This is a genomic window from Alteribacter populi, assembly GCF_002352765.1.
GTDB lineage: Bacteria > Bacillota > Bacilli > Bacillales > Salisediminibacteriaceae > Alteribacter > Alteribacter populi.
The window spans coordinates 3,479,995-3,504,243 of record NZ_KZ293963.1; the positions used below are offsets into that span (position 1 = coordinate 3,479,995).

The following is a 24,249-nucleotide window of genomic DNA, read 5'->3' on the forward strand; positions in this document are numbered from 1 at the left end:
GATTTCCGCTCCGGACAGTCGCGCGGAAAGCGAGCAGATGCAGGCCAACGGAGCTGCATTACAATAAGAAATAATCAAGAAAACGGGGAGAAAATATTATTTTGAAGTTGTGTGCTTTTTTAAACAAGTGAATTATGAAAGTGATTCACTCAAGGCTCCTTTTTAATAATGTTGCTCTTTTATTTCAAAGGGTCGTTTATCATAAGAAAAAAACCTAGCCTGCTAAAGCTAGGTTTATGTTGGATTGATTTGATCTTCTGTATTTTTCAGCTTGCTTCTCGCTTTTTCTCTCTGAGCACCTGAGTTTGGTTTCGGTTTTACTTCTGCTTTAAAGGATTTTAACATTGAAAAGGGCATGACGAAAAGTACAAGAGTCAATGGAAACGCACTAACGATAATGGCTGTTTGCAGTGCTTCCAACCCTCCTGAGGCCATTAAGACTACGGCCGAGGCTGCTAAGATAAGTCCCCAGATATATTTAACAACATTTGGAGGTTCTGTGCTTCCGTTTGTTGTTTGCATTCCAAGGACAAACGTAGCAGAATCAGCAGAAGTGATGAAGAATGTACTAATGAGAAAGATCGTAATGGCTGCAAGAATCCCGCTTAAAGGCAGTTGTTCGTAAACTAAGAATAATGCCGTTTCTAGAGCCTGTCCTGATACATCCAGTCCCATCGTATATTCGTAAAAAATGCCTGTTCCTCCAAAAACGCAGAACCATAGTGTACAGACAAAGGTTGGGGCGAGTAATACAGCAATGACAAATTCTCGAACGGTTCTTCCTTTTGAAACGCGTGCAATAAACGTACCGACAAAGGGTGACCAGGCAATCCACCATGCCCAATAAAAGATTGTCCATGCTTGGAGCCAAGCGGCATTGCCCGAATCAAATGGAGATAAGCGTAGTCCCATTGCAGGTATGTTTTGAATGTAACTTCCTAAGGTGGTTGTATACAAATCTAATATAAAGATCGTAGGTCCAAGAATGATGACCACAGTGAATAAGATAACGGCTAAAGCCATATTCGTATTACTTAAGTATTTAATGCCTTTTTTGATCCCTGTGCCAGCACTAATTAAAAACAAGATCGTGACAATAGCAATAATGGTAAACTGAATCGTAAAATTATTTGGGATACCAGTTAAATAGCTTAATCCGCCGTTAATTTGAGCGGCACCTAAGCCGAGTGATGCACATACGCCGAATATCGTGGCAAAAACAGCGACAATATCAATCACGATTCCCGTGCGCCCTTTGACCTTATCGCCAAGTAGAGGGCGTAAGGTCGCACTCAGTAAACCTGGATACCCTTTTCTAAATTTAAAATAAGCGAGGGCAAGTGCGATGATCGCGTAAATTGCCCAAGCATGGAAGCCCCAATGAAGATAGGTATACTGTAAGCTCATGATAGCTGCTTCACCCGTATCTCCTTCGATAAAGGGGGGATTGGCAAAATGTGCAATGGGCTCAGAGACGCCAAAAAACAATAAACCGATCCCCATTCCTGCACTAAATAACATCGCAAACCAGGTCGGGCGGCTAAACTCGGGTTGATCATCGTCTTTGCCGAGTTTGATTTTTCCGTACTTGCTAAAAATGAGGAATAAAGCAAATACGAGAAAGAAGGTGGCTGCGATTTGATAAAACCAACCGAAGTTTTGAAGGAAGAATGTTAGGGCAACATCCATGACGCTACCTAGATGTTCGGGGGAAACAACACCCCATAAGACAAAAATAACCGACATGACAATAGCAATCCAAAAAACAGTAGTCACTTTATTCATGGAAATAAAGCCTCCTTTGTCACTATTGTTTTGAACAACGCCTATTTTTATGTAGAGGAATGAATTTCATAATTCTGAGCCCAGGCAGCACAACGGTTCTAAGACATGAAAAAAAGAGCACCTCCCCGAATGTCGAATTTAGTAAGTGACTAAACAAGCGAAATGAAATGGGAGGATACCGTCTGTTTAGCACCCTACGTAGTTGGACGGAATCTGCGAGACACCTGCGGAAAAACGGACTAGGTCGAGGCGGCGAGTTTTCGTAATAAAAAAATGTATTTCGATAACACCTTTAATTTCAAATTAAGAGCGGCACCTTTGTTTTGATAAGGTATAATAAATTACCAGAAGTATACATTAAAAGAGGCTACCTTCTGTTAAAATTGAAATAGAGACCATCATAGAATACCTATATTTTTATATTAGGAAACAAATCGTCAAAAGTAGGAAAGGGGATACGATGTCAAAAGGAAAAGAAACAATAGAAACAGGGTGGAATTTAGACAACAGCTATGCCGATTTGCCAGAATCATTTTTTACTAGCCTTAATCCAACCCCTGTGCGCTCACCAAAGTTGATTATACTCAATCATTCATTGGCAACATCTCTCGGGTTGAACGTTCAGAAGCTGCAAAGCGAAGATAGCGTAGCGGTGTTTGCTGGCAACCAGATTCCTGAAGGTGCTTCACCTCTTGCTCAGGCTTACGCGGGGCATCAATTCGAGCATTTTACCATGTTAGGAGACGGCCGGGCTCTGCTACTAGGGGAGCAGGTTACTCCTGAGGGTGAGAGGGTTGATATTCAGCTCAAGGGTTCAGGGAGAACGCCATACTCCCGCGGGGGCGATGGTCGAGCGGGACTCGGACCGATGTTGCGCGAATATATCATCAGCGAAGCCATGCATGCGCTTGGTATTCCCACCAACCGAAGCTTAGCGGTGGTGACTACTGGTGAGTCAGTCATCCGCGAAACCGATCAGCCTGGTGCTATTCTGACTCGTGTGGCTACCAGTCATTTGCGCGTAGGTACGTTTCAATATGCCGCAAAATGGGGCACAGTTGAGGAACTCCAGGTGCTGGCTGACTATACACTACAGCGGCATTTTCCAAACGTTGTAGATGATGATAACAGATATTTATCCCTACTTCAGGAAGTGATCAAGCGTCAGGCCGCGCTAATTGCCAAATGGCAACTGGTTGGCTTTGTTCACGGGGTAATGAACACGGATAACATGACCATTAGTGGAGAAACCATTGATTATGGTCCTTGCGCCTTCATGGATGTCTATGACCCGGCAACGGTATTCAGTTCCATTGACATGCAAGGGCGCTATGCCTATGGCAATCAGCCGCCTATTGCCGGTTGGAATCTCGCGCGATTTGCTGAAACCCTATTGCCGCTGTTGCATGACGATCAAGAGCAGGCTATTAAACTGGCTCAGGATGAGATTTCAGATTTTGCGAAGTTGTATCACTCTCATTGGCTCGCAGGAATGAGGGCAAAGCTGGGGATATTTAACGAAGAGGCAGAGGATGAAACCATTATTGAAGACCTCCTCAGTATGATGCAGAAGTATCGTGCGGACTATACGAATACCTTCGTGGCATTAACGTTTGATAAGTCGGAAGATACGGTCCTGTTTGATACTGAAGAATTTACTAAGTGGCATGAGCAGTGGCAGGCGAGACTAGGCAGGCAGGAGGAATCGAAAGTTTCCTCGCGTGATTTGATGCAAAACAGTAATCCTGCGCTAATCCCTCGGAACCACCGAGTAGAAGCGGCACTAGAAGCCGCCGTGAACCAAGGAGACTACAGCGTGATGGAGCGGTTACTGGATGTGCTTTCAAGCCCATACGCACACTCGCCTGCACAGGCTGAGTACGCCACACCTCCTGAGCCATCAAGCCGTCCTTATCGAACCTATTGCGGCACATGATATTTCTGCTTTTTTAATCAAGCTGACATCATGTCAGATTAGAAGTGATATCGATTCAAATCATCCAATGAGGGGTGGGCTCTTTTATGAGTTCACTCTTTTTTTTGCGCCTAGAAAAATTGCTCAAAACGTCATCGAGGGGTATAAATCTTTTTCGTTTGTTTGACTCATAGTTTAATCAGCAAGGGAAAATGTGTGTGAATGGAGAAGTAGTTGAAGAAAAGATCCAAAAGGGGAGGACAATAAAATATGGTTCATGCAAATAAGGTATTATTAGATCAATTGTTAGCTAATGCTAATGACCCTAGTTGGTATGTATCATTTCAAGATTCCGTTGACAATTTAACAGAAGAAGAAGCATGTTGGATGCCAAATGAAAATAGCTATAGTATCGCTGCAATTATTCAGCATCTCATTTATTGGAATGAAACGTGGCAAACGAGATATCTGAATGATCACGTCAATGCTGTTCCACGATTAGAGGATAACAACGATAGTTTTTTTATTCCTGAAGATAAGACTTTTCATGAGCTTAAAGATGAATTATTAACGGTCTTATTGCGATGGCAAGATTTACTCACGGAAGAAAAGGTAGAGACGGAAGTCAAGGGGTTTCCAATTCAAGCTGAATGGTGGGAGTTAATTGCAAATGCCGCTACACATAATGCCTACCACATCGGTCAAATCGTGTATATTCGGAAGCTGCAAAGGAGCTGGAGAAATTCATAAGCCTATAAACAACGGTATACCAACTGAAGGGATTCAAAGCTTACTTGTACGTGAAAAAAAGTGGTCCGATAAAGAACGATGTACTGCTCAACGGAAACGTAAGCTAGAATGATTAACAAGATATGCGATAAAAACATGAGGTAGAGGCACACGTTTAATTGATCTATTGTGTGTCTTTTTTGTATTTGGTTTTTATGGTTAAATAAATGAACAAAAATATAGCAATCCAGAAGAAAGATCTTCATATACCATATGGTAGAATGTGTGCAAAGGTATTCCAATTGAAAAAAGTTCAAAGGGGATGAAGGGATGAACGATCAATCGCATGGATGCTGTAATGCTAATGAAAGTGGTAGAAGCTCTTCTAAAAACAGTGAAATTAGCAGGTCGAGGATCGTCTCAAGAGAAGAGTGGCAGGAGGCTCACCAGGCGTTTTTAGAGGAAGAAAAAGCATTTACTCGCGCCCGTGATGAACTGAACGCTAAACGTCGTCAATTACCGATGATGGAAGTTACTAAACGATACGTTTTTAATGGAACAAATGGAACGTCAAGCTTACATGACTTATTTGCTGGTCGCCGCCAGCTCATTGTTTATCATTTTATGTTCGATCCGGGTTGGAAGGAAGGCTGCGATGGCTGTTCTATGATGGTGGATAACATGGGACACCCCTCTCATTTGAATGCTCGTGACACAACGCTTGTCTTAATATCTAGAGCACCACTCGACAAGGTTGAACCGTTTAAGGCTCGAATGGGTTGGACTATCCCTTGGTATTCGTCATTCTCCAGCGAATTCAATCGTGATTTTGGCGCAACAACTGAGAATGGTGAAACGCACGGTTATAGTGTTTTTCTATTAGATGACAATCGGATCTATCATACCTACTCATCTTGGAGACGCGGGGTTGAATACTTGGGTAGTAATTGGAGTTATTTGGATATGACACCACTCGGTCGACAAGAATTGTGGGAAGAGTCCCCGTCATGGGTTAATCAAACGGCCACATATGAATGGTGGCGTCATCACGATCGCTATGAAAAGTAGTGAAATTCAAATTCATAAATATCAAGTGGATTTCCACTAGAATGGAATAAGTGCGATGAAGTAGAAAGTGCATCACTTCTACCGATTAGCCCGTATATCTTCATATACCGGGCTGTTTCTTTTGGAATGGCTGTCTTCGTAAAGTTTGTTGCTTTTTGAGGGCAAGCGTACGCTTGCCTAACGCTCAAAAAACAAATAGCAACAATCTTTTAGAAAAGAGCTTTTTGAATAAATGCGATAAAATAGAGAAAATGAATTCAGGGAGGGACTTTGGTTATGGAAATTAGCAATATTTTATTTGCAAGTCCTATGTATAAAGAGATCGAAACCATTTTAAAAAACAAAGATGTCAATCAGAGTAAACAGTTTCGGTTTCTTTCGGAAGAAGACGTCACGGAAGAAGATTATGGATGGGCAGATGCTTTTGTAGCGTTTAAGCGGCCGGATAATTTTACATTTGGCAACATCAAATGGGTTCATTCTCTCGGAGCCGGAGTCGATAAAATTCTCAAAGACATCGACTGGAAAGATGATGTTGTTTTAACGAGGATGGTCAGTTCTTTTGGTCAAAAAATAAGTGAGTATTGCATAAGCTATATTTTACGTGATTCGCAACATCACGATCAATATGAGGATTGGCAATCTAAGAAAGAGTGGAATCAGCTTGCACCAACGCCGCTACATGAAAAACAAGTCGTTGTTTATGGCACAGGGGTGATTGGCCAAGAAGTAGCCAAAACGCTTGCCTATTTCGGCGTGAAAGTTTTCGGAGTTTCCCTCAGCGGTAATTCAAAAGAACCTTTCACAGACGTTTTTTCTTCAGAAGACGAAGGTCACCATGCTTTGTCAGAAGCCGATTATGTGATTAATACAATACCGTTAACAGAAAAAACGAGAAAAATGTTTGATGAATCTCTGTTTAATAAATGTGAGAATGTCGTTTTCATTAACGTAGGACGTGGGGAATCCGTTGACAATCAAGTATTAATGGAAGCTTTACATAAAGGGAATGTAAGAAAGGCTATTTTAGATGTCTTTCAAGACGAGCCTCTTCCAGAAAATGATCCGTTCTGGACACATCCAAATGTCGTTGTGACACCGCACATTTCTGCTGTCACGACACCTGAAGAAGGGGTGGATTGCTTTTTGGAAACATTAGATCATATCGAAAATAATAACCCGGTTCCTAATCTAGTTGATCTTAAAAAGGGATTCTAATAAATGAGCCTTTGTAGGTAGTGTGGTGCGCGTTATTTGTCGAATCGCCGATATCAGTGCTATTTCCGCCGATATAAGACCAATTTCCGCTGATATATTGACTATTTGCGCTGATACAATACGAAAACAGCCAATATTTAAAATAGGGGATGAATGAGATGTTCATAAACGAGCTGGCAGAAAAATTATATTTTCAATTTTCAACACGTTCTATTAAAGATCGTCCTCTAATCGTCGGAATAGATGGATTAAGTGGAGCAGGAAAAACGACATTAGTAAAAAAAATTGAACAAGAATTAAATGATAATAACTGTGAGGTAGTCACTTTTCACCTTGATGACCACATTGTTGAAAGGAATAAACGATACCAAACAGGACATGAAGAATGGTATGAATATTATTACTTACAATGGGATATTAAAAGGTTGACAACCCATTTATTTGAACTACTACATACTAGTTGTAACAAAATATTTTTACCTTTTTACGATAAATCTACTGATTCAACTTCAACTAAACAAATAACAGTAGCATCTGACAGTATTGTTCTTATTGAAGGTATATTTCTACAAAGACAAGAATGGAGAAGGTTTTACGATTTTATTATTTTTTTAGACTGTCCTCGTGAATTGAGGTATAAGAGATCTTTAAATCGTGATTCGTATATCGGAAATTATCCAGCAAGGCTTAATAAGTATAAGCGGAGATACTGGTTAGCAGAAAAACATTACTTAGATATAGTAAAACCAGTTAGAAATGCAGATTTAGTATATAATGCATAAATATAAACAACTGTTAGGATAAGTGTGTATGTGTCAACTGAAGAACCATTTGCTTTTTCAGTATCTTTGCGTTGTTCCACAAACAGCCGCGAATTGTGAAAATAGAAGTAAAAGATCAATACATATTGTCATGTAATATGTATCGCTCTTTATTTTTTATGACTTTTTTAATACATCCAGTAATCGTATTCGCTGCATTGTCCCCTCCATTTGTCCTTGCAGTCATATTGATAAGTATGTATCGCATTGATTAGAATTGAGTATAGACGATGACTTTACGTGAATCGCAAGCTAAATATTAAATTAGGCTTTTTACACTTGCGCTTACCCTTCCGTTAAACTTAAAATGTAACGCTCTTTCATTATTGGAATCCTGTAGTTTGAATACAAAAAGAGTTTCATTATTTATCTTTCGAGGGGGATAATAGAATGAAGACGCCAAAAATCTTATTTATTGGGGACAGTATAACCGATTGTGGAAGATTAGAAGATCAGGATGGTTTGGGATATGGTTATGTAAGACTTTTGCATGATTATTTGGTGACAACATATCCATCTACTAGCTTTCAAATCGTGAATGTAGGGATAAGTGGAAATCGAATTATTGACTTGGCTGAAAGGTGGCAATCAGATGTGATAGACCATCAGCCAGATTTCGTTTCAATATCAATTGGAATAAATGATGTATGGAGACAACTTGATCGTCCAGAAATGGAACAAGTAACTCCTGAAGAATATCATCAAATTTACGTAGAGTTATTAACAAAAGTCAGAGGCCAAACCAATGCTAAAATCTTTTTAATGGAACCAACCATTATTGGGGAGGATACTGACTCAACTGGTAATAAGATGTTATTAGATTATGTAGAGATCGTAAATAAAGTCGCAGAGCAGTTTGAAGAAACTGTCATACCAACGCATAAAGCGTTTAACCAGTATTTACAATCCAAAGCCAATCATCAGCTAACGACAGATAGTGTACACATGAATTCAATGGGGAATATGTTAATTGCTACTACCTGGCTGAGAGCAGTAGAAGATCAATTACGATAAATTACCATAAGAGTTAAAAAAGGCTACGATGTCTTGCTCGTCGCTCTGGTGCTCGAAAACTTCGCCGCCGCGACCTAATCGGCTCTTTTTATACTCCTTTTTGAACACGCACTATTATGGAAACTAATAGAGGTTATCAGAAAGTATTATTTTAGCGAATTCGCTTTTGTATCAACTGATCGACAACAACGCTAGAATATCTTTCTCGATTTTTTTCGGAGAAGTTTGTGGGGAATAGCGCTTTACGACTTGACCTTTAGGATCGATTAGAAATTTAGTAAAATTCCATTTGATTTCAGAGCTTAGAAGCCCTTTTTGTTCGCTTTTCAAATGCTTGTATAATGGATGGGCATTTTCACCGTTCACCTTGATTTTTGCAAATAGTGGAAAGGTGACACCGAAGTTAATTTCACAGGAGTCGGTCATATCTTTGTCTGCTACCGGCTCTTGGTTCATAAATTGATTGCACGGAAATCCGAGAACAGCGAGCCCTTGGTTTTGATAGGCTTGGTGTAAGTCCTCTAGTTCTTTAAATTGCCGCGCTAAACCGCATTTCGTTGCTGTATTGACAATGATCATTGGTCTGCCTTTATACGATTCTAGTGACATCTCTTCACCATTTGGTGTCTTTACTGAAAAGGCGTGTACTGTTGTTGCCATGATATCTCCTCCTATGTAAGTACTCATTATCTTTATTGTACTTGTCGTTGCTTTGAGCGAACAACAATAAATTTAGATAGGTCGACTGGTCTTAAAGCTTTAATAGGATAACGTAAACGAGGTGAGTGGTACAGGTAGAAGAGTAGCTAACCAAACAAGCCAGCGGATTAATCCGACTGGCTCGTTCTTTCGTACTTATTATCTTGTTAACGCGTTGTAAATGTTGACGCGTCCGTGACCGAAATATTTACTGTAGCCTTGTTTGTCGACGCTGTCAGCTGATTGTTGTAAGCGATTTTGAACTTGTCGAGGTGTTGGCTTTTTCCCAGTTTCTTCGTAGACTTGAGAGATGTAGGCAGCAGCGGCTCCTGCTACTTGTGGGGAAGCCATTGACGTTCCTCTCATCCAAACGTATCCATTTTCTCCAAATAACTCTTGACTGCGGTTGTTATTAAAATAGGTTGGGTATGCACTTAAAATGGAAAACTTGAATGTGTCGTCGCCTTCATAACCTGCAGGTGGGTCGTCTCCACCAGGTGCACCTAGATCAATGGCACTGTTTCCGTAGTTGGAGAAGAAAGATAATCGATCCTCAGTACCAAACCCGCCGCCCATGGCAGATACGGTAACGACACCAGGAAGATGAGCAGGGACAAACCACGCGGCACCTCTTACTTCATACTCAGGGCCAGCGTTTCCTTCAATCCAATCTGCGACTTTGGAAGGGTTACTCATATCTTGCGCAGAGTTTCCAGCTGCTGCAACGATCGTTACATTTTTATTCACTGCATAGTCAACAGCGCGTTTATAAGCAACTACATCTGCCGCTTGATTATTCCCCATTCTGACACGTTCGCCTGTTTCTGGGTCAGTATAGAACCATTGTCCAACGACGCGCGTACCACCTAAACTCATATTAATCACATCAACACCGTCATCAGCTGCAGCGATTATTGCATCTGTAATCCAAAGCTGCTGGGCACTTCCTCTGTCAAACACACGATAAGACTTTAATCCAACGTCAGGAGAGACTCCTTTCATACGTCCATTACCGGCAATCGTACCAGCAACATGTGTCCCATGCCCATGGTTATCCCATGAATCCTCTGTACCTGGGACGAACGTACGCGAAGCTTCAGGACCGCCAATAATATTGGGTGCTAAATCCGGGTGTTCGAAATCAAATCCAGTATCGATGACACCAACGACGACATCATGTGTACCACTATGTACATCATGACTAGCAAAGTCATTTGTTACCTTTTCAATATCCCATTGCCAGCCAGCTTCCCAGATGTTTTCATCGGCAGGGACTGGACCTGGGTTGTCGCCGCTCACATTCTCTCCATCTAATTCGAAGTCAGGTAAATCTAGCGTGACATCAAGAGATGGAGAGAGACTGAGTACTTCCTTTTCTTTGGTTAATGCATTAATAAATGCTAGAGGGTTATCGGTCGTTGCTTCCAAAACACCGATATCAGAGACTTCATACGCCACTTCACCACCAGCACTTTGAATGATTCCTTGATAATTGGTAGGCAGCTCTTCGGATTTGAAGGCTACGATAAATCGTTCTTCATAATCATCACTTTGGCTAGGGCTATTTTCAGCAGCACCAGCAAAGCTGATCGATGAAGCAACTAAAGCTAAGACTAAAACAAAAACTAAAGGGTACTTCAATGTTCTTTTCATATAATTCCTCCTTTGGATTAGGTACGTTACCAAAATATCACAAAATCAGACATTGTAGTTAGAATATTGTGAAAATAATACAATGGATATATGAGCTCAGGAAACATTTCGATTCCAAAGACTGACTGCTGTAATTTGATGTCATTCAAAAGTCCCGAATGACACACTTATGTGATTAATAGATACCTTAGAACAGTACTAAGCAATCATAGATTAAAAACCTTTCCTGTAAACAGAGGCACTGGGTAACCATAGCGAGCTGTCGAATATAGTTTAAGGGGGCTTTTATTCATAAAGGTGAGAGCAGACATGAGACGGAGGATTGTTAATGGATAGGAAAAGGTAGGATGGTAATAAAATTTCTGAAAACTTATGTTAGAAAAGACTTCAATTTTTAGGTCTATTAACAAAGAAAATGCCCACACTCTAGGCGTGGGCATTTTTCTTAGGGAAATCCTGATTATTAAATAAAATCCTAATACATAGAAAGTTATCCATTCAACAAAAAAACGTGTGATTTGAAAGATCTGTCGTGATTAAGCTTTCGCTTCTTCTTCATCTAGGGGTTCATTGCGATCAACAATGACCGCACCTGAAGCATCACCAATAACGTTGACAGATGTTCGGAACATGTCAAGGATACGATCAATACCTGCAACTAGGGCAATTCCTTCCAATGGCAGTCCAATGCTCGTCAAGACAAGCGTGAGCATAATTAACCCTGCGCCTGGTACACCCGCTGTGCCGATGGAAGCGAGTGTCGCGATTAAGACGACGGTGAGGACTTGCATTAAGGATAAGTCCATTCCATAAAATTGCGCGATGAAGAGAACGGCGACCCCTTGGTAAATGGCAGTGCCATCCATATTGATCGTAGCGCCGAGGGGCAGGACAAAGCTGCTTGTTCCTTTGGAAACGCCGAGGTTCTCCGTTACGTTTTTTATCGTAATCGGGAGTGTCCCTGCACTACTTGCTGAGCTGAACGCGAAAATACCGGCTGGTGCGATGCCTTTTAAAAATGTAATCGGATTTAGTTTCCCTAAGGTTTTCACGGCGATGGAATACGTAATCGCGATATGAACAATACAGGCAACGGCAACGGCCAGGATGACTTTGAACAGCGGCAGAAGAATCGATAGCCCGTGATCGCCGACAATAGGTGCTACTAACCCGAATACGCCGATCGGTGCCAATAAAATGATAAAGCTAGTAATTTTAAACATCACTTCGGAAAAACCTTCAAAGAAGCGCAGAACAGGTTTCGCTTTTTCGCCAACAGCGGTAATACCAATCCCAAGAAAAATAGCAAAGAAAATGATTTGGAGGATGTTCCCTTCAACTAAACCTGCAAATGGATTGGTAGGGATGATATTTAATAACGTATCAACCACGCCCTCCGGTTGCTCTGTTTGAGCTGCGCTATCATCAATGCTTTCCGGCGGGATTTCTACGCCTTCACCCGGAGCGAATAAAAAGCCCATGCCAAGACCAAGGGAAATGGCAATTGCTGACGTAGCTAAATAATAAGCGACGGTTTTTCCGCCGAGGCGACCCATTTTCTTCATATCACCTGTTCCAGCGACACCGACGACTAGGGTTGCCAAAATGAGCGGTGCAATAATAAACTGAATTAACCGTAAAAATGCATCGCCTAACGGTGATACAGCTTCAATTTCGGGGCCGACAATGGCACCGAGCACAATGGCTAACACAAAAGCAATGAGGATTTGAGTTAAGAAGCTTATTTTCATCTTATGTTGTACCTCCTTCAATAAAGTTTAAGTATTTTACGAGTGCTCCTTAAACAAGAGTATATTTTACGATACCATAAACCTTTCCAAAAATTAAAACTTGTTTTTCTTTTTGTGTGAAACTCTTACACCTATGCTCATGGAAAAGAAGGTGCCCTTTTTGGACACCTTCTAACTTTTGCCTATTATTTTCTGCCAATGAACGCTTGTTCATACACTTGGTTACCGGCAGAGTCTTCGGCTTCAAAAATGACAGTCCATGGGGCTTTACCTGTCATTTTAAGGTCTGTTTCGGTGAATACGAGCGTATACTCATCTTCAGCTGTGAAATCTTCTTTTGCCCAGTTGTACAAGGTGTTGCCGTTTGCAGAGCGAACAGTCAGAGTGACTGTTTGGAGATCTTCAATTTTGTCAGTATCAGAAACAGTGGCAGAAATATCAACCGTGTCATTTCCAGAGATCCGTTCCGGGGTGACATGAAGTACTGCTTCAGGATCAGCATTCACATCCTCGTCGTAAGAAACTTCCCAGGTTCCTTCATAGTCAGTTACTAAGTTGTTTCGTCCGTCGATACGAATCGTCCACGTTCCCGGCTCAGGGAAGGTAGCTTCTACAAAGCGGTTGTTTGAAACATCGAGTAAAGCGGCTGACTGTGCCGCTGCTGCATCGGTATCTGTGACATCAGTTTCTGGAGCATAAAGGGAGATGTACAAGTTCTCAGCTGCCAGTGCCCATGAAAGGTCCGCATAGACTTGTAATGCGTCTTCTTCAACTTCAAAGGTGTGAGTCGCATATCCTTCGTTCGTTTCCCACGTATTAGCAGGAACTGTCCCTTCATAAGTACCACTTTCTGTCACAATGTTTTCAGGGAGCTCAAATGTCACGAGATCGTCTTCTGTTACTTGGTCAGGTATGTTACTTAACTCCGCACGCTCAACAGCTGCTTTTGCATCAATAAATCCTGCGCCCGTATCATGTGTTTCATAGCCGACCATGATTTCTTTGTTGGCTGTTACTTCCGTTAACCGAATGAGGTCTAAAGGCGACAGCTTACCATCGTTATTTTGCTCATAAGCATCAATGACAAGGGCGAGAACACCGGTAACCATTGGGGAGGCCATCGATGTTCCGCTCGCAGAACCATAAAGAGTCCCACTCGTGGTCATAGGGTGTGCAGGGTTTTGTGCGGAAACGATGTTTGCACCTGGTGCAGTAACTGATGGGCGGTGAAGACTTAATGGCTTTGCTTCGTGATCCCATGTCTCTTTTTCTTCAGCAGTTGCAGCAACGTATTCTTCAAAGTTTCCTAAAGCCTCTTCACGGTCAAAATTGCCGTCTTCTTTTCCGCGGGAAGAAAAGCCTGTTACTTTATATGCTTTGTCTGTTGCACCGATTCCTAAAACATACGGAGCAGCAGCGTGAGGGTTACAAGTGTCCGATTCAGGACCGGAGTTTCCATAAGCGAATACGCTTAAAATACCTTTCTCATACGCAGCAGCAGTAGCAACACTGACAGCGCTATTTGGATTGTATTCACAACCTTCTGATCCCCAGCTGTTATTGATTACCCGAATATCGGCTTCGTCATTTTTTACCTGATCAAGAATATGGTCGTATGCTTCGACAGTGAAGACGAGAAAAATTCCTGCTGAAGCGCTGTAGCTGTGGATGTTAGCATCTGGCGCCATTCCTCGGTAATTTCCTTCAGAAGCTTCACCGGAACCGGCAATCGTACCGTAAATGTGAGTGCCATGTCCGTACTCATCTGTATTCACCGGCACTCCTGCTTCTTCCTCTACATCGATAATAGAGGTTTGAATATTGGTTCCGTCTGGAGAGGTGCTTACGTAGCCATTGTCATCCGTAAGAATGGTTCCGGTAACTTGCCAATTGTGGAGCATATTATCTTGAACGTCAGGGTGCAGTCCGTCTGTCCCCGTGTCAATGATGGCGACCTCAACGCCGTTACCCGTATAGCCTAAGTCATTTACATCACTGGCATTTGTCATATCGCGGCCTTCCGCATTAAATAAGGCCATTTCACGGTTTGGCTCAACAAAGAGAACCTCATCTTCTTGTGTAAGTTCAGTTATTTCTGTTTTGCTCAAAAGGACACGTGCGACAGGTAAATGGTTAAACGTTTTATAATCGCGATCAAACTCGTCTAACAAAGTAACGTTTTCTATACTGTCAAACACAACAAGAACATCATAATAAAGAAGATCTGTTGCGTTTTCCAGTTCGATTGAGAATTCCTGATCTAACTTTGAGGTGTCAATGCTTAATGACGCTTGTGCGCGTTCAACCGCAAAAGCTAGAGCAGTTACAAGTAGTGCCGCTGCAAGTAATAGACCTGCTAACTTTAATCTGTTTTTACTGAATGTACCTTGTTCAATCAATGAAAATCCTCCTTTTATTGTTGACAACGATTTTTTCAACCACATACAGTATCTAATGTAATGATAATTCTGACTATTAAGCATAGGGTGTATATTTTTATCAGAAGTAGTAGATGAATTTTATCCTAAAGTCCTAGTTCGGTTGGTGTATAGAAATGGGGGATGAAGGTTGTTTGAAGGAGTCCGCTTAGTCATGTTGAATAGTAAAGACATGCACTTAATCTATCATTTTGGAAATGGGTGATTCGATGTATATACCAAAATATTTTAGGATCGATGATGAAGAACGGATTTATGATTATATCGAAGAAAATAGCTTTGCAACAGTGTTTTCTCAGCACAATGGCGAATCTTGCGCGACTCATTTACCACTGACATTAGATAAACAGGAACGTGCGTTATATGGACATTTTGCCTATCAAAACGAACAATGGAAGGATATCGAAAAACAAAAGATCCTTGTGGTATTTCAAGGTCCCCACTGCTACATATCGCCTTCCTGGTATGAGACAAATAAAGCAGTCCCGACCTGGAATTATGTGTCGATCCACGTGTATGGAGAAATAGAAATTGTTGAAAATGAACAGGAGATATTCAAATCACTAAATGATATGGTCAATAAATACGAAAAACCGAATAGTGCCTATCAATTAAGTGAAGTAGATCCAACCTATATCAAAGGGTTAAGCAAAGGAATTGTAGGCTTTAAGCTAAATATAACTAGAATTGAAGGCAAAGCAAAACTGAGTCAAAATCATTCAGTAGAAAGGCAACAATTAGTCATTAAAGAATTGGAAAAAACGCAAGGTGAAGATAATAATAAGATTGCAGCCCTTATGAAGAAAACCCTTTAGAGTTTCAGTAATGCGGTCCCATATTCAGGTAGCATAGCATTAAAGTAAGTAGAAAGGAGATGAAAGGTATGGTAAGACGAGAGATAGCAGCCTCCTAAAATAGGTGTGTTTTTAATTTTTAGGAGGCTACTTTAAAATATAGGAGATGTATATCAAATGAAACAAAACATATATGATGATTTAAAATTCTTCTCTGCATATAAACAGATGTCACGTTCAATAAAGGGTCTTGAAGGTGCGGGAGAGTGGCATGTAGTAAAATCATTACTACCAGATTTACGAAATAAAAGTGTGCTCGATTTAGGATGTGGCTTTGGTTGGTATTGTCGATTTGCTCGTGAGCAACAAGCAAGTTCGGTAGTAGGGGTCGATCTATCAGAAAAAATGCTTGAAGATGCTCGAAAGCAAACGCATGATCCTGCTATTTCATATTTGCACATGCCAATTGAAGACATCGAATTTCCAAATGACCAATTTGATGTCGTCTTCAGTTCGTTGGCTTTCCACTATATTCAGTCGTTTGAAGGTATTTGTAAGAAGGTCCATGAATGTTTAAAGCCAGGGGGTATGTTCATCTTTTCAGTTGAACATCCAATCTTTACTTCTCGACAAGAACAAGATTGGTATATTGATGATCAAGGAAATCGACTACATTGGCCCGTGGATCATTACCAAAAAGAAGGATTACGTCAAACACCATTCTTATCGGAACATGTTATAAAATATCACCGGACAATCTCAACCTATGTAAATGATGTTATTGGAGCTGGGTTTGAGTTAAAAGCCGTTAAGGAACCAACGCCTCCCGGGGAAATGCTTACAGGTGAACCATTGTTGAACGATGAGAATCGAAGACCTATGTTCTTCATTATTTCGGCAGAAAAAGGAACTGGTTGAGCTAAAAGGGATTTTAGCGCAAGGAAGCTCAAAATTATTTTGAGCTTCCTGTATTTTTATGCCATTAAGGGCACATCAAAAACGAGCAAAATGAGTTCGTTTTTTATCTTTAAGCCATTAAACTGATAGAGGAGAATAATTAAATAAAGAGTTTGAATTTTCTTTAAGGAAGAAGGGGAATAAAATTGTTGAGTTACTATAGTAAACTATCTTCAGAAGCGTATGATTTGGATAAGCCTATTGGTCATTCCTTTGGGGATGTTGAGTATTATTTAGATCGGTTATCTTCTTGCAAAGGGCGAATACTCGAGCCTGCAACGGGTACGGGGCGTATTCTCGTTCCTCTTTTAGAAAAAGGGTTAAATGTAGATGGATTTGATCGTTCAACGGATATGTTAAACATATGTCGTAATCACTGTGAAAAGAGAGGGTTAAAGCCAAACCTTTTCGAGGCAGGTATGGAATCTTTTTCAGTTGACACTAAATATGAAGCGATAATCGTACCAACAGGAACGTTTTTGTTATTACACGAACGAGACAAGTCGATGAGAGCATTAGAAAATTTCTATAAGCATCTAGCTCATGGCGGTAGGCTCATTCTTGATCTATTTTTGCAAACAGATATTGAAGTCGGCAAACCTTCTACAAGAATATTTCAATGCCATAACGATGATGTTATAACGTTAGAAAATAAAGTGGTGAAAGTTGACTACATCAACCAGTACATAGTGTCTCACGGGCGTTATGAGAAGTGGCGTAATGGTACGTTGATAGAAACAGAGCTAGAACCATTTCCATTGCGCTGGTATGGGGTTGAAGAATTTAAATTAATTCTTGAAAAAGTAGGTTTTAGAGACATTGTCATTTCTTCAAATTATCGTTTTGGACAATATCCAACCGAATCAAACGAAACCATTACTTTTGAAGCTGTTGCAAATAAAAAGTAATACTGTTCAATTAACTGAATCACTTTCATCATTCATTAGTTTAAAAAAGCACACTACTTTAAAATAATACTTTCTCCCATTTTTTTTATTAATACTTATTGTAGTGAGCGTGCCTTTTTGCAGCTAGGCCTGCATCTGCTCGCTTTCCGCGGACGAACCGCCAAGCCTCCTCGGGAAAAACGCCCTGCGGGGTCTCGGCTGGTCCGTTTTTCCGCAGGAGTCTCACAGATTCCGGCCAACTGCGTAGGGGATTAAAAGACGGTTTCCTCCCATCTCATTTCGTTTGCTTGTCACTTACAAAATTGGACATTTGGGGTATTTTCTTTTGGGGAATTTATAGCGGTTTTATATGGTGTGATAGTGATTTTAAGCACCATTTTGTTAGGATTACATTTGATGAAGATTGCTAATCGTTCATCCTTAGAGAAGCTTGTGAAACAAACAGTAAGAAAAGCTGAAGAGAAAACGGCTTTCCTCTCTCTTCAGCTTTTCTTTTAAAAACGGAATTGTGGTAGAGTAATAGCTTTATTTTATCCATTGTAATACGCTTTCCATTGTTCCTGAACCTTTCTCTTCCCCCTTTTCACATTAGGATGAAATTGAATATGGGCGCGGTCTCTTGTATGATCAATAGATCGGACAGATTCTTGAATCTCTTTTTCCAGCCCAATAATTCCAGAATTGCGAGCGATCGACAAGCCGGCTGTAATACCTTGTGTAGCCGCAACTTTAGCGCCTTCAATGCCAGTAATATTTCCTGCAATATATAAACCGTCCAATGTTGTTTCCATCCGCTCATTATGTAAAGGGACATAGCCACCTAATTCTTCAATTAAATAAAAGGGGCACCCGGCAACGCCAGCAAGCTCTGCTAATGGGTACAAGCCTCCTGCTATGCATACAAAATCAGCAGGTATCTTTTCTTCGCTACCAGCAATAACCTCTCCATCAGAAGTAATCGTTGCGATTGTCACGCCTTCTACTTGATTCTCACCGTAGATTTCGATCACAGCTTTTCTAAGTTGGATCGGGATATTCCACATTTTCACTCCTTTTTTAGGGTAGAAGGTGACGCCTAACTTCTTCATGAAATCATTTCTCATAAGCTTGCTACCGAGCTTAATGAATTCAGAGGGAGCCATGTGGGATACGGGAAGAAGGGAATTGAGTACTTTCTTTGGGTCTGTAGCGTCGCTTGTGATTTTATTCATTTTAGGTAAAGTCATACAAGCCACTTCAACACCGGCCAGTTGAAGTTCCATAGCAATGGCTGCAGATAGTACATTTACTCCGATAATGACCCCTCGTTCTCCGGGTTTGACTCGGTGAACGTTAGTCATGACTTGTGCAGCACCGACGGACATAACTCCAGGTAATGTCCATCCAGGGACAGGTACTGGAGATTCAGCTGCACCTGTGGCTAGTAATAAATGATTTGTATAAAACGTATTTTCTTCAGTATAAATTACCCATTCATGGTCAACTTTTTCTATATGATTTACTGGGGTATTCAGCTTAACCTGTATACCTAAGTCTTTTGCCTGGTTATACAATCGAGTCGATTCATGTATACCATTCCACCACGATCCGTCGGGTTCCTCATACAGCTGTCCAAGAAGTCTTCCTCCAGCCTTCATGAACTCATCTAGCACGAGAACATCTAGTCCCTTTTTTGCACAAGTAATCGCTGCTGATAATCCCGCAGGCCCGGCTCCGATGATGACCACTTTACTCATCTTCACCCCTCCAATCTCTTACAGGTGTAGGGAGTTTTCCGATACTTTCTACGACCATTCCTTCCTCTATTGGTGTAAGGCATGCACGAACGGCTGGTTGTCCATTTACGGTTACTCTACATTCATAGCAGTGACCAATGTTGCAATATATTCCGCGAGGTGATCCGCTTTCCTCATGATGGCGCAGGGTGCGAACACCGTTGGCTAAGAGTGCTGCGGCTAGTGGTTCGTTTCCGCACCCTTCATATACCTTGTTATTAAACGTAAACGAAACATCATACTGATCATCTAGATTACCAAGTATAGGGTGTTCTAAGATTCGTCTATTCATTAGTCTCAGCCCCCAAATTCCCAAAGCTGATTGGACGAACCGGTGGTTGATACTTTAATGTTCTACGAAGATTCTCGCCAACTAAATCCGCAGTTATATTGTCTACCATCATTCTGCACGTTCTTCCACCGCAATATCCCATACCCGCCCTGGTGCGAAGTTTTAATTCTCTCGCAGTGCAATTGTACTTAGTAGCTGTTTCAACTATTTCGTTGTATGTTACTTCTTCACATCTGCAAATTACCATGTCCATTTCTGTCAATTGGATCACTCCTTCTAGCGTCTGTATCCTAATTAATATGCAAGAAAGGTGCCAAACCTATGGAACTAAACGTTTATCCCTAATTTTTTTAATCTGTTGTAGAGAGTAACTCTAGTAATCTGTAAATTTTTTGCGCAGGATAACTTATTCCCGTTTACTTTTTTTAATTCTTTGAGAATGATTTCTTTTTCGACTTCTTGGAGTCTCTCACTTAAAGAACGTTGCTCATGTTCAGTGAATGCTGTGATATTTCTGTTATGTTTTTTTGATACATCGGTTTCAAATGGCAGATCATCTGCTTTTATTTCACCATCTTCTGAAAATACAACGAGTCTTTCTACAACATTTTTAAGTTCTCTGATGTTTCCTGGCCAATGATGCTGAAGGAGTGACTGCATCACGTTTTGTGATATTCCGTGAATGGGGCGGTTGTACTTAATGGATATTTCGTGTAAGAAATAATGTGTTAATTCAATAATATCTTCAGGACGTTTTCTTAATGGTGGTATTTCTATACTTACGACATTTAAACGATAATAGAGGTCTTCTCTGAATTTCCCTTCTTTAATAAGCTCATTTAGGTCGCGGTTTGTTGCTGCGACGACTCTGAAATCTACTTCCACTTCTTGTGTTCCACCTACAGGATAAAACTTTTTTTCTTGTAGTAATCTCAGAATTTTTACCTGCATTTCCAATGGCATTTCCCCAATTTCATCTAAAAACAATGTCCCTTCTTTTGCTAGCTCAACTTTCCCTTTCTTTCCTTTTTGATGAGCACCTGAAAAAGCACCTTTTTCATATCCGAAAATTTCACTTTCAAAAAGCGTAGAAGGTATGGCGCCACAATTGATTGCTACAAAGGGGGATTTTTCACCTTCACGAATATTGTGTGTTGCTTTTGCAAAGAGCTCTTTTCCGACCCCGCTTTCCCCGTATATCAATATATTTGTATCTGTGGATGCGGCTTTTTTAATTTTGTTAACGGTTTGTTTTAATTGCGAACTGTTGCCCCTAATGTTGAGGAATGGGTCCTCGGTAGGCATTAATTTAATGACTTCTTTTTCTAAGTTGAATAGTTTTTGGGAGGCATTGTATAACTCTTTATTCAGTCTGATCTGACTTGTTATATCTGATTCGGATACAACCGCCCCAACTATTTCTTTATTTAGGTAAACGGGATTCGAATTGATTAATACAACTTGATTCTCCCTAGCTTTATGTTGATTGTGATGAACAGATATTCCGTTTTTAAGTGTATTCAGTATTTCCAGTCGTTCAGAGCTGAAGAAGTTTGTAATCGGTTTTCCGATGATTTCTTCTTGTTTGAATGAAAAGATTTGCTCTGCTCCCTTCGTCCAAGCCACGACATTTTGATCACTGTCAATAACAGTGCAAGATTCATCAATAGTGCTAAGAATTGTAGAAATATAGGCTTGCAAGTGCTGGTAGGCATTGAACAGTTTTTTACACAACTGCTGAGCATTTACATAACCGAGAACTTCTTTTTGGTCACTCATGAAGGCAAGGTGGTCGTGCTTATTTAGTTTGTCGATAACGCTGGCAATATCTTCGTTTATCGTTATTTCTCCGCAAGGACGGTAGTTGAGTTTATTCGTTTGTTCCATCACGTCAACATAGTAGGTTTGATTGTTGTCTATGAGAAAAACTTGTTTAGCGTTTTCGGTATTTATCATTGTGTTTACTTCATATTTGGTCACTTGATCTTGGTGTAATGTGATGCATTGTTTATTGATGATGCTTTCAATATTCGGAAGAAAAGAAGAAAACATTAGCTCATCTCCTTTTGATGTATAAGAAAATTTACACTTTAAAATTATTTTTACATGTATGCTTTTAAAATTCAATTATATTTTGAATGGTGTGAATATTTTGTTCTTGGCATGAAAGTTGCATTAATAATTGAATAACACGACGGAGAAAGGAGGATTTTATGGAAAAAACGATTCATCGAGATGTAGTCGTCATTGGTGGAGGTATTATCGGAGCGGCGATTGCTTACTATTGTTCAAAAGCGGGATTGGATACGACGGTTTTAGAAAAAAAGGAATTGGCTAGTGGTACCTCTTCTAGATGTGATGGGAATATTCTCGCTATTGACAAGGATCCTGGTTTCGATAGTCAAATGTCCTTAAAAAGTCAGCAGTTAGTCCATAAATTATCGAAGGAGCTTGAACTTTCATTTGAATATCGCAATCCAGGAAGCATTCTCGTTTGTGAAAACGACGCTGAAATGGAAGCAGCACGAAAGTGGGTACACAAGCAACAGGAAGCTGGACTCGAATTCAACATGCTAGACCGAGAAGACTTGCGGAATGAATCTAAGTATTTTGCAGAAGATCTTTACGGTGGCCTGGAATGTCAAACAGATTCTACAGTCAACCCCTATATGCTAACGTATTCGATGTTTTACAGCGCCCAAAAACATGGTGCGAAGCTACATACTCATACGGAAGTTAAACATGTTGCTAAAAATGCAGCAAAGCAATTTGTCATTGAAACAAATAACGGCGTGTTTACAGCTAACAAAGTGATTAATGCATGTGGTGTGTGGGCTCCGTTTATTGGAAAAATGCTTGATGTTGATATCCCGATTAAGCCGAGAAAGGGACAATTAATTGTCGCTTCAAGGCAACAGCCGGTTGGTCTTAGGAAAGTAATGGAATTCGGTTATTTGATTTCGAAGTTCGGCGGTGAGCGAACCGTCGATTCATTAACAGAAAAATATGGTGCTGCTTTAGTTTTTGAGCCTACTGAAAGCCAGAACTTTTTAATTGGTAGCAGCAGAGAGTTCAATGGCTTTGATCTTAAAGTGAATCACGAAGTTACAAAAATCATCGCGAAAAGAGCAGTGAGGTTCTATCCTAAAATAGCCGATATGACTGTGATTAGAACGTATGCGGGTTTACGACCGTGGACGAAAGATCATCTTCCTATCGTGTCCCATGTTGATGAAGTACCGGGATTTTATGTAGCGGCTGGTCATGAGGGGGATGGGATCAGCTTAGCAGCGATTACCGGAAAAGTCATTGAAGAAATGATTACCGGAAAAGAGACGTCTATACCAACCGAACCGTTACGCTATGATCGATTTAAAGAGAGGGTGACGAGTTAAGTGAATTTTCAGCGTTTATTTTCAACGATCGATACACATACAGGAGGTAACCCTACGAGAACGGTCATTAGTGGTCTTCCCCCTTTAAAAGGGAATACGATGTCTGAAAAAATGCTTTATATGAAGAACAATTATGACTGGATCCGAAAGTTTTTAATGAATGAGCCTAGAGGTCATGAAGTGATGTCTGGTGCTTTACTCGTGGATCCGTGTCATCCAGCAGCTGATATTGGGGTGATTTTTATTGAAACAGGAGGTTATTTGCCGATGTGTGGTCATGATACGATCGGATGCTGTACGGCTCTTGTAGAAGCAGGGTTAATTGAAAGCACTGAACCTTACACGACGATTCAGTTGGATACACCAGCAGGTTTAGTAAAAGTAAAAATTAAGGTTGTAAATGGAGTGGCAAAAGAAGTGACGTTTGCAAATGTGCCTTCATTTTTGCTGAAATCCATTGAAATCGATGTAGAAAGTGTCGGTCATGTGAAATGTGATATTGCCTATGGAGGCAATTTTTACGGAATTATTGATGCACGTGACCTTGGAATAGAGTTAAACACGCAGAATGCTTCACTCATTGTTGAACAGGCTATCGCGATACGTAATGCAATTAACGAAGCGGAGGTTGTCGTTCATCCTGAGCATCCGTTTATTAAAGGTCTTACACATATTGAATTTTTTACTGATCCCGTTCATCCAGATGCCGATGTTAAAAATACAGTCGTCGTTCCTCCTGGTGGAATTGACCGTTCACCCTGTGGAACGGGAACCTCTGCAAAGCTAGCTACGATGTTCAGTAAAAATGAAATAGAAAAAGATGAACGGTTTGTCCATGAGAGTATAGTAGGTACGCTTTTTAAAGCTAGAATCACAGAAGTTTCTAGCATTAAGGACTATGATGCCGTTGTAACCGAAGTGACAGGTTCGGCTTGGGTTATGGGAATGCACCGTTTTTTCTATAACGAAAAAGATCCGTTAAGGGAAGGGTTTTTGCTTATTCCTCCAATGGAAGATCACTAGAAAAAGAAGGTGAT

20 protein-coding genes are annotated in these 24,249 nt (G+C 40.6%); 11 read left to right on the top strand and 9 right to left on the bottom strand.

Going from position 1 to position 24,249, the window contains the following annotated elements; genetic code table 11:
- Positions 1-234 precede the first annotated feature (234 nt).
- Positions 235-1,785 carry a glycine betaine uptake BCCT transporter gene (locus tag CDZ94_RS16140; RefSeq protein ID WP_096438767.1) on the bottom strand — a complete coding sequence of 517 codons (1,551 nt, stop codon included), beginning with the start codon at positions 1,783-1,785 and terminating at the stop codon, positions 235-237.
- 460 nt (positions 1,786-2,245) lie between these two features.
- Here CDZ94_RS16140 and CDZ94_RS16145 point away from each other — a divergent pair, with 460 nt between their 5' ends.
- From CDZ94_RS16145 to CDZ94_RS16170, 6 genes are all read left to right on the top strand, one after another.
- Positions 2,246-3,721, top strand: a complete 1,476-nt coding sequence (locus CDZ94_RS16145) for a protein adenylyltransferase SelO (protein WP_096438769.1) — start codon at positions 2,246-2,248, stop codon at positions 3,719-3,721.
- 249 nt (positions 3,722-3,970) lie between these two features.
- Positions 3,971-4,450, top strand: a complete 480-nt coding sequence (locus CDZ94_RS16150; RefSeq protein ID WP_096438771.1) for a DinB family protein — start codon at positions 3,971-3,973, stop codon at positions 4,448-4,450.
- Positions 4,451-4,759: 309 nt separating this feature from the next.
- The gene (locus CDZ94_RS16155; protein WP_096438773.1) at positions 4,760-5,497 is read left to right on the top strand and encodes a DUF899 domain-containing protein; all 738 of its coding nucleotides are present in this window, start codon (positions 4,760-4,762) and stop codon (positions 5,495-5,497) included.
- 276 nt (positions 5,498-5,773) lie between these two features.
- Positions 5,774-6,715: a D-2-hydroxyacid dehydrogenase gene (locus tag CDZ94_RS16160; protein WP_096438775.1), complete on the top strand. Its 942-nt coding sequence runs from the start codon at positions 5,774-5,776 to the stop codon at positions 6,713-6,715.
- Positions 6,716-6,873: 158 nt separating this feature from the next.
- Complete coding sequence (locus CDZ94_RS16165; protein WP_096438777.1) at positions 6,874-7,497, top strand: kinase; 624 nt, start codon at positions 6,874-6,876, stop codon at positions 7,495-7,497.
- Positions 7,498-7,926: 429 nt separating this feature from the next.
- Entirely contained in the window at positions 7,927-8,550 is a 624-nt protein-coding gene (locus CDZ94_RS16170) for an SGNH/GDSL hydrolase family protein (protein WP_096438779.1), read from the top strand.
- A 171-nt stretch (positions 8,551-8,721) separates the two neighbouring features.
- On the opposite strand, the gene CDZ94_RS16175 is transcribed toward CDZ94_RS16170, so the two are convergent.
- The 4 genes from CDZ94_RS16175 to CDZ94_RS16190 all read right to left on the bottom strand — a co-directional run bounded on the left by CDZ94_RS16175 (position 8,722) and on the right by CDZ94_RS16190 (position 15,052).
- Positions 8,722-9,210 carry a glutathione peroxidase gene (locus tag CDZ94_RS16175; protein ID WP_096438781.1) on the bottom strand — a complete coding sequence of 163 codons (489 nt, stop codon included), beginning with the start codon at positions 9,208-9,210 and terminating at the stop codon, positions 8,722-8,724.
- 198 nt (positions 9,211-9,408) lie between these two features.
- Positions 9,409-10,902 carry a S8 family serine peptidase gene (locus tag CDZ94_RS16180; protein ID WP_096438783.1) on the bottom strand — a complete coding sequence of 498 codons (1,494 nt, stop codon included), beginning with the start codon at positions 10,900-10,902 and terminating at the stop codon, positions 9,409-9,411.
- A 536-nt stretch (positions 10,903-11,438) separates the two neighbouring features.
- Positions 11,439-12,653 (bottom strand): dicarboxylate/amino acid:cation symporter, encoded by a 1,215-nt coding sequence (locus CDZ94_RS16185; RefSeq protein ID WP_096438785.1) that lies wholly within the window; start codon positions 12,651-12,653, stop codon positions 11,439-11,441.
- 185 nt (positions 12,654-12,838) lie between these two features.
- Positions 12,839-15,052 (bottom strand): S8 family peptidase, encoded by a 2,214-nt coding sequence (locus CDZ94_RS16190; RefSeq protein WP_245415748.1) that lies wholly within the window; start codon positions 15,050-15,052, stop codon positions 12,839-12,841.
- A gap of 248 nt (positions 15,053-15,300) precedes the next feature.
- On the opposite strand from CDZ94_RS16190, the gene CDZ94_RS16195 reads away from it, so the two are divergent.
- The 3 genes from CDZ94_RS16195 (at position 15,301) to CDZ94_RS16205 (ending at position 17,750) form a co-directional block, all read left to right on the top strand.
- Complete coding sequence (locus CDZ94_RS16195) at positions 15,301-15,906, top strand: FMN-binding negative transcriptional regulator (RefSeq protein WP_096438789.1); 606 nt, start codon at positions 15,301-15,303, stop codon at positions 15,904-15,906.
- 156 nt (positions 15,907-16,062) lie between these two features.
- A complete protein-coding gene (locus tag CDZ94_RS16200) occupies positions 16,063-16,803 on the top strand; it encodes a class I SAM-dependent methyltransferase (RefSeq protein ID WP_096438791.1) in 741 nt (246 codons plus the stop codon).
- A gap of 185 nt (positions 16,804-16,988) precedes the next feature.
- Entirely contained in the window at positions 16,989-17,750 is a 762-nt protein-coding gene (locus CDZ94_RS16205; protein ID WP_096438793.1) for a class I SAM-dependent methyltransferase, read from the top strand.
- A gap of 530 nt (positions 17,751-18,280) precedes the next feature.
- On the opposite strand, the gene CDZ94_RS16210 is transcribed toward CDZ94_RS16205, so the two are convergent.
- From CDZ94_RS16210 to CDZ94_RS16225, 4 genes are all read right to left on the bottom strand, one after another.
- The gene (locus tag CDZ94_RS16210; RefSeq protein ID WP_096438795.1) at positions 18,281-19,486 is read right to left on the bottom strand and encodes an NAD(P)/FAD-dependent oxidoreductase; all 1,206 of its coding nucleotides are present in this window, start codon (positions 19,484-19,486) and stop codon (positions 18,281-18,283) included.
- Positions 19,479-19,817 (bottom strand): (2Fe-2S)-binding protein, encoded by a 339-nt coding sequence (locus tag CDZ94_RS16215; protein ID WP_096438797.1) that lies wholly within the window; start codon positions 19,815-19,817, stop codon positions 19,479-19,481. The genes CDZ94_RS16210 and CDZ94_RS16215 overlap by 8 nt, the downstream gene beginning before the upstream one ends.
- Positions 19,810-20,079: a (2Fe-2S)-binding protein gene (locus tag CDZ94_RS16220; RefSeq protein ID WP_232735848.1), complete on the bottom strand. Its 270-nt coding sequence runs from the start codon at positions 20,077-20,079 to the stop codon at positions 19,810-19,812. The genes CDZ94_RS16215 and CDZ94_RS16220 overlap by 8 nt, the downstream gene beginning before the upstream one ends.
- A 65-nt stretch (positions 20,080-20,144) precedes the next feature.
- A complete protein-coding gene (locus CDZ94_RS16225; RefSeq protein WP_096438799.1) occupies positions 20,145-21,869 on the bottom strand; it encodes a sigma-54 interaction domain-containing protein in 1,725 nt (574 codons plus the stop codon).
- Positions 21,870-22,030: 161 nt separating this feature from the next.
- On the opposite strand from CDZ94_RS16225, the gene CDZ94_RS16230 reads away from it, so the two are divergent.
- Both CDZ94_RS16230 and CDZ94_RS16235 read left to right on the top strand, forming a co-directional pair.
- The gene (locus tag CDZ94_RS16230) at positions 22,031-23,212 is read left to right on the top strand and encodes an NAD(P)/FAD-dependent oxidoreductase (protein WP_096438801.1); all 1,182 of its coding nucleotides are present in this window, start codon (positions 22,031-22,033) and stop codon (positions 23,210-23,212) included.
- Positions 23,213-24,235 carry a proline racemase family protein gene (locus CDZ94_RS16235; protein WP_096438803.1) on the top strand — a complete coding sequence of 341 codons (1,023 nt, stop codon included), beginning with the start codon at positions 23,213-23,215 and terminating at the stop codon, positions 24,233-24,235.
- Positions 24,236-24,249: the final 14 nt, after the last annotated feature.